The following is a 5,745-nucleotide window of genomic DNA, read 5'->3' as shown; positions in this document are numbered from 1 at the left end:
TACCGGGCGAGGAGCTGATGGACCCATTGGCGGCCGACCCCGTAGCGGCGGGCGGCCTCGGCCTTGGACATCCCGCCCTCGAGGACCGCGAGGACGATGACCTTGTTCTTCGACATGGCCCATGCTCGGGCCCGGGGTGTCTCCGATGACGGGAGACATGCCGTGGAGCGTCGCCGATGTCGCGGGACACCTGTCGCGTATCACCTGTCGCCTATGTCCCGAGACAGGTGTCGCCTATGTCCTGAGATCACACACCCCCGTCTCCGCAGCGTGAACGCCCCCAGTCCTCGGACCGGGGGCGTTCTGATTTATCCTTGTGTTGTTGCCGAAATGGGCCGTCGTCCTTTGCCGGTGAGTCCACCTCTCGCCGAGAAGTGCCGTTCTGTCCGGGATGCAGTGCCCCTGTCGCAAGGAAGTTCACGGCGCGGGAACTTCCCTGCGAGAGGTGAAGCACCTAGGTGAACTGGACGAGGCCCAGCAGGTTGCCCTCGCTGTCTTTGAGCCAGGCCGCACGTCGACCGGGGAGGTCCACGATGCCTCCCACCGACTTCAGCCCAGGAATGCCGTACTCCTCGAACTCCACACCCCGGGCTTGCAGCTCGGCCGCGGTAGCGTCAAGGTCGTCGATGCGGAACCCGATCTGCGTGTATTCGCCGGTCGGTTTGCCTGCGGTCTCGAAGACGAAGAACTGGCTTCCGCCGGGCATCTCGTACAGGAGACCGCCGTTCGTTTCTTCGATCGGTTCGAGTCCGAGTTTGTCCCAGTAGAAGGCCCGGGCTCGGTCGAGATCCTGGGCGGGCAAGGTGGTGTGAACGGAGGCTTCACCGAGCCTCGTGCTGTGTCCCATGGGGATCGCTTCCTTTGGCTATCACCTCGAGCGGAACCTCCCCACAAGCAGGCTAGGCCCCCGCACGGCGGGCGGCAACGGCCGGGCCGTTGGAGCCGCCTCGCACTCAGGAGGGGCGAAACGAGACGATCCACCCGACCGTGCTGGTGAAGCGCTCCCCCTCCAGGGTGGGGTTGGCATAGTACCGGGCGAAGATCCCCAAAGTCGCTTCTCCCGCTATTCCCAGCGCCGAGCAATCGACCGAATACCGACTGCCGTGAGAAAGCGTTTCTCTCGTCACGAGATCGCTTGCGAGGAGATCGATCACCGCGGCGGGAGGTCCACCCGGGTCGATCTCGGCTGAGTTGCCGCGGAATACCGAAACCTCGAACGCAGCGGGAGCCACCAAAGACGCTACTTCGAACGACAGCCGGTCACCTCTCACCACGGAAGTGAACGTCGACACGTTGTGCGAATCGTCCTTCATGACTGGTGGGAGTCCGGGCGCCTTCCAGTCCACGGCCGTGTGCGGAATCAGTGACGGTCCGATTCTCAAGGCAGGCGGGGCTGCGTCTACGCCCGGATGCTCATGTAGTTCCACTCGTGACTCCCCCTTGGTCGGTTCGATTCGGAGCCGCGCCTACGTGGTCAGGGCCCGCCAGAGGAACGTCTGACTCCGGGCCTGGAGCGATGCCGCCTGCCGGTTGTCGGAGGCCCCGGCGTGACCGCCCTCGAGAGCCTCGTGGTACCAGACGTTCGGGATTCCCATGGCGAGCATGCGGGCCGCCATCTTCCGCGCCTGCACTGGGCCGACTCGATCGTCGGACGTCGCGGTCCAAATGAACGTGTCGGGGTAGTCGACGCCGTCGCGCAGCAGGTGATAGGGCGAGAACGACTTGATGTACTGCCACTGCTCGGGCGCATCGGGGTCCCCGTACTCGGCGATCCACGAGGTCCCGGCGGAGAGCTTCGTGTACCGGCGCATGTCGAGCAGGGGGACGCCGCACGAGATCGCGCCGAATAGCTCCGGATACGTCACCAGCATGTTCCCGACGAGGAGGCCACCGTTCGAGCCGCCGGTGCACCCGAGGTGCTCGGGCGAGGTCACGTCCCGGCGAATCAGGTCGCGGGCGACCGCGGCGAAGTCCTCGTATGCGCGGTGGCGGTTCTCCTTGAGCGCCGCCTGATGCCACGCGGGCCCGTATTCGCCCCCGCCGCGGATATTGGCCACCACGTACACACCTCCGCGCTCGAGCCACGACCGCCCGATCACGCCGCTGTACGCCGGCGTGCGCGAGACCTCGAAGCCGCCGTACCCGCTCAGCTGCGTGGGGTTCCCGCCGTCGAGCTCGAGGTCCTTGGGACCGATCTGGAAGTACGGGACGCGAGTGCCGTCGTCGGACGTCGCAAAGTGCTGCTCGACGCTGAAGCGGCTTTCATCGAAGAACGACGGCGCCCGCTTGACGGGGGAGGATCCCTCGCCGATCGTGCCCCGCAGCACGGTGGTCGGGGTGAGGAACCCCGATGCGACGAGCCAGTAGTCGTCGCCCGCATCCGGGTCCTCGTCATCGACTGCGTAGCTCTCCACGGTGTGGAGCGGCGGGCAGGCATCGAGCTCGGCGGCGACCCAATCGCCCGAACCATCTGGAGCGGGCGGAGTGAGCACGCGGATGTCCGAGGACACATCGCGGAGCAGATTCACGAGGAGATGGTTCTTAGTCCAGCTCCACGACTGAAGCGAGCTGTGCTCATCCGGGGCAAACAGCAGGGTGAGGTCGCGCGAACCGCCCATGAAGGCCTCGAAGTCGGCGGCGAGGAGGGAACCGGCCTGGTGCACGGTGCCATCGAGCTCCCAGTCCCGCTGGGGCCGGAAGAGGAGCCATTCGCGGTGCAGATCGATGTCGACGTCGGTCGGCACGGGAATCTGCTGCCATTCGCCGTCCCGCCAGACTGAGTGCTGAACGTCGAAGAAGCTGATGCGGTCGCTCGCGAGAAGCCGTTCGAAACCGGGGGTGTCGTCGAAGCCCCCGCTGGCCATGAGATGGTCCGCTGGGACCTCGAAGATGACCTCGGCGTCCTCGAGGGCGCTCCCGCGCGGCAGCTTCCGGACGATCCGCGGATAGGACGACGACGTCACGGCGTCCTCGCCGAGAGTCGAGGAGACGATCAGCGTGTCGGCGTCGAGCCAGTCCGCGCCGCCCTTGGCCGTCGGGAGCGTGAAGCCGCCCTCCCCGGGCGCGATGAAGGCTCGGTCTTCGACGTCGTACTCGCGCAACGTCGCCGCGTCCCCTCCATCGGGGGAGAGGCGCACCATGCAGCGGCGCCAGGACTTGCCGTCGGCGGGCCGAAGGAAGCCCGCGCCGCCCCAGACCCACTCGACGCCTTCCTCGGCGGCGAGGGCATCGACGTCGAGCACGATCTCCCACTCCGGCGAGTCGGTCACGTAGCTGTCCCAGCGGGTGCGCCGCCAGAGGCCCTTGGGGTTCGCGGCGTCGCGCCAGAAGTTGTAGTACCAGTCGCCGCGTTTGGTGACCATCGGAATGCGATCCTGTGAATCCATGACTTCGAGGATCCGTGTTTCGAGCTCGGGGTAGTCGCCCGTTTCCAGCAGCTCCTCGGTTCGGGCATTCTGCTCGCGCACCCATGCGAGCTGTGCTTCGCCGCGAATGTCCTCGAGCCAGAGGTTCTCGTCCACCGGCTCGTCGGGGACATGGGTGAGGGTCTGCGCGGCATCCGTCATGCGCTCATCCTCGCACCCGGCACTGACAACCGCATCCGGTGCACGCAGCCCCGTCGGCCATGGGCGTCAAGTTAAGCTCGAAGGATGACTTCACGAGGAAGACGCGACACGCTGCGCGTCGCGGTGGTGGGCGGCGGGCCGCGCGGTGCTTCCGCCGTCGAGCGCCTCCTCGCGAATTGGGCCGCGCTGGGGGACCACGGCGACCCGCGCGAACTCGAGATCACGGTGTTCGATCCGTTCGAGCCTGGCCCCGGCAAGGTCTGGCGCACCGCGCAGCCGCGCGAATTCCTCATGAACACGCCGAGCTGCTACCCAACGCTCATCCCCTCCGAGCCGGGGCTCGCGACGCCCCGTGCCGGCGGAAGCTTCGACGAATGGCGTGCGACGCGCCGGCGCGAGCTCGACCAGGGAGTCCCCGCAGGGCTCTCCCACGAGGAGTGTTCGGAGCTCGGCGCGCTTGGCTCCTCCGATTTCCCGCCCCGCGCCCTCTACGGGCGGTACCTCGCGGAGACGTTCGCCGACGTGCTCGAAGCGACGCCTGCGGGATCCCGCGTGGCCCACGTCGCCGCCGAAGTGACCCGCCTCGGCCGGACGCCGCACGGGTGGGCGGTAACCACCGGCGACGGTCGCGCGCGGGAGGCCGACGCCGTCGTCCTCGCTGTGGGCCACGTGCCCGCCAGGCTCAGCCACACGCAGCGCGAGCTCGCAGACGCCGCCGCGCGGCTCGGCCTGACCTACCTCCCGCCCGCCGCGCCCGCCGACGTCGACTGGGACGTCCTGCCGAGCGGGCAGACCGTGCTGGTCCGAGGCATGGGGCTGAACTTCTTCGACGTCATGGTCCGACTGACCGAGGGTCGAGGAGGCCGGTTCAAGGAGGGGCCCAACGGCGTCGTCGAGTACTTGCCGTCGGGGCGCGAACCGCGGCTGGTCGCGGCCTCGCGACGCGGCGTGCCCTATCGCGGCAAGGCGGAACTTCCCGGCTACTACGCCGCCGGCGTGCGTCTGCGGTGGCTCACCCGCGCCGCCGCCCTCGCTCCCCGAGCGGCCGGGGTCACGCCGTCGTTCGATACCGACCTTTGGCCGCTCCTCCACCGCGACACCCTCTGGGCCTACTACTCCACGCTCGCGCGGACAGCTCCCGACGCGCTGCCCCCGGGGTTCCTCGAGGAGCTCGACGCGGCGCTGTCCGTGACGGATCCGACGTGGGAGGAATTGGCCGACAAGGTTGTGGCCGCCTCCGTTCCCGCCCAGCATCGGCTCGACCTGCGCGGGCTCGGGGCGCCCCTCGGCGGGCGGCACTTCAGGCATCGCGCCGCCCTCGACGCGGACGTCCTCGCGTATCTCGAGGCGGACGCCGCCAGCTCCGCGCGTGGCGAGGACGACCCCCTCAAGATGGCCATCGCCGCACTTCACCGCGGCAGAGCGGTGCTCAAGGAAGCAGTGGCCGACGGCGGCGTCACCGAGGAGTCGTGGGTCGCCGGGCTGCGGGGCTGGTTCGAGGGGCTCGTCGAAGGCCTCGCGAGCGGGCCACCGCCCCTTCGCATCCGGCAGCTCGCGGCCCTCGTCCGAGCCGGCATCGTGGGCACCGTGGGACCGGAGCCGCGCTTCCGGGTGGACCGCGGCGCGGGCTGCTTCGTCGCCGAGTCGCCGTGGGTCGAGGGCCCGCCCGTGTACGCAGCGGCCCTGGTCGAGGCGCTCGCGCCGGCGAACGTCGTCGCCGCGGCGGATTCTCCGCTGCTCGAGGGCCTCCTCGCCGACGGGCTGGCGCGCCCCAAGTACCTCGCCGGGGCCGACGGCGTGCCGCGCCCCGGGAGCGGACTCGACGTCACCGCGCCTCCGTACCGCCCGCTCGACGTCAACGGCCACCCCGTGGGGGGCCTGTACGTCCTCGGGCTTCAGCTCTCCGCCGTCCAGTGGGGAACCGCGATCGCTGCAGAGGCCCACCCTTTCGCCGAGCCGGGGGAAGCGGCCGACGGCGCCCCCTACCCGAGCGCCCAGCGCACCCTTCGGGACGCAGACGCCGTGGCGCGTTCGATCCTCGGGCTCTGAGCGGGCGCCTCAGGCCTAAACCTTTGCGGGGGGCCGGCCGGCCGGGGGGGGTGGCACCCCGGCGGGGGGGGCCCCCACCCGGGGGCGCGCCGCCCGCGCGGGTGGGGGGGGGGGGGGGTGTGGGGGGGGG

Annotated in this window: 5 protein-coding genes; 1 reads left to right on the top strand and 4 read right to left on the bottom strand. The window is 69.6% G+C overall.

The annotated features are described in order from the left end of the window. From ACTHL9_RS09220 to ACTHL9_RS09205, 4 genes are all read right to left on the bottom strand, one after another. Nucleotides 1–116: helix-turn-helix domain-containing protein (locus ACTHL9_RS09220; RefSeq protein ID WP_440518561.1), on the bottom strand; the 116-nt coding region annotated here is incomplete at its 3' end. Between the two features lie 338 nt (nt 117–454). Further along, a complete protein-coding gene (locus ACTHL9_RS09215) occupies nt 455–847 on the bottom strand; it encodes a VOC family protein (RefSeq protein ID WP_440518560.1) in 393 nt (130 codons plus the stop codon). A gap of 106 nt (nt 848–953) precedes the next feature. Then, nucleotides 954–1,313 carry a hypothetical protein gene (locus ACTHL9_RS09210; RefSeq protein WP_440518558.1) on the bottom strand — a complete coding sequence of 120 codons (360 nt, stop codon included), beginning with the start codon at nt 1,311–1,313 and terminating at the stop codon, nt 954–956. 153 nt (nt 1,314–1,466) lie between these two features. Next, on the bottom strand, nt 1,467–3,566 hold the full coding sequence (locus ACTHL9_RS09205; RefSeq protein WP_440518556.1) for a prolyl oligopeptidase family serine peptidase: 2,100 nt from the start codon (nt 3,564–3,566) through the stop codon (nt 1,467–1,469). 84 nt (nt 3,567–3,650) lie between these two features. Between ACTHL9_RS09205 and ACTHL9_RS09200 the strand changes: the two genes are divergently transcribed. After that, the gene (locus tag ACTHL9_RS09200; RefSeq protein WP_440518555.1) at nt 3,651–5,615 is read left to right on the top strand and encodes an FAD/NAD(P)-binding protein; all 1,965 of its coding nucleotides are present in this window, start codon (nt 3,651–3,653) and stop codon (nt 5,613–5,615) included. Nucleotides 5,616–5,745: the final 130 nt, after the last annotated feature.

This window comes from Sinomonas sp. (genome assembly GCF_051955515.1).
Classification (GTDB): Bacteria; Actinomycetota; Actinomycetes; order Actinomycetales; family Micrococcaceae; genus Sinomonas.
This window is presented reverse-complemented; position numbering and strand designations above follow the sequence as displayed.

What these genes read in the sequence shown, in the direction of transcription:
- ACTHL9_RS09215 (WP_440518560.1), bottom strand. Translation starts at nt 847, where the DNA reads ATGGGACACAGCACGAGGCTCGGTGAAGCCTCCGTTCACACCACCTTG.
- ACTHL9_RS09210 (WP_440518558.1), bottom strand. Translation starts at nt 1,313, where the DNA reads ATGAAGGACGATTCGCACAACGTGTCGACGTTCACTTCCGTGGTGAGA.
- ACTHL9_RS09205 (WP_440518556.1), bottom strand. Translation starts at nt 3,566, where the DNA reads ATGACGGATGCCGCGCAGACCCTCACCCATGTCCCCGACGAGCCGGTG.
- ACTHL9_RS09200 (WP_440518555.1), top strand. Translation starts at nt 3,651, where the DNA reads ATGACTTCACGAGGAAGACGCGACACGCTGCGCGTCGCGGTGGTGGGC.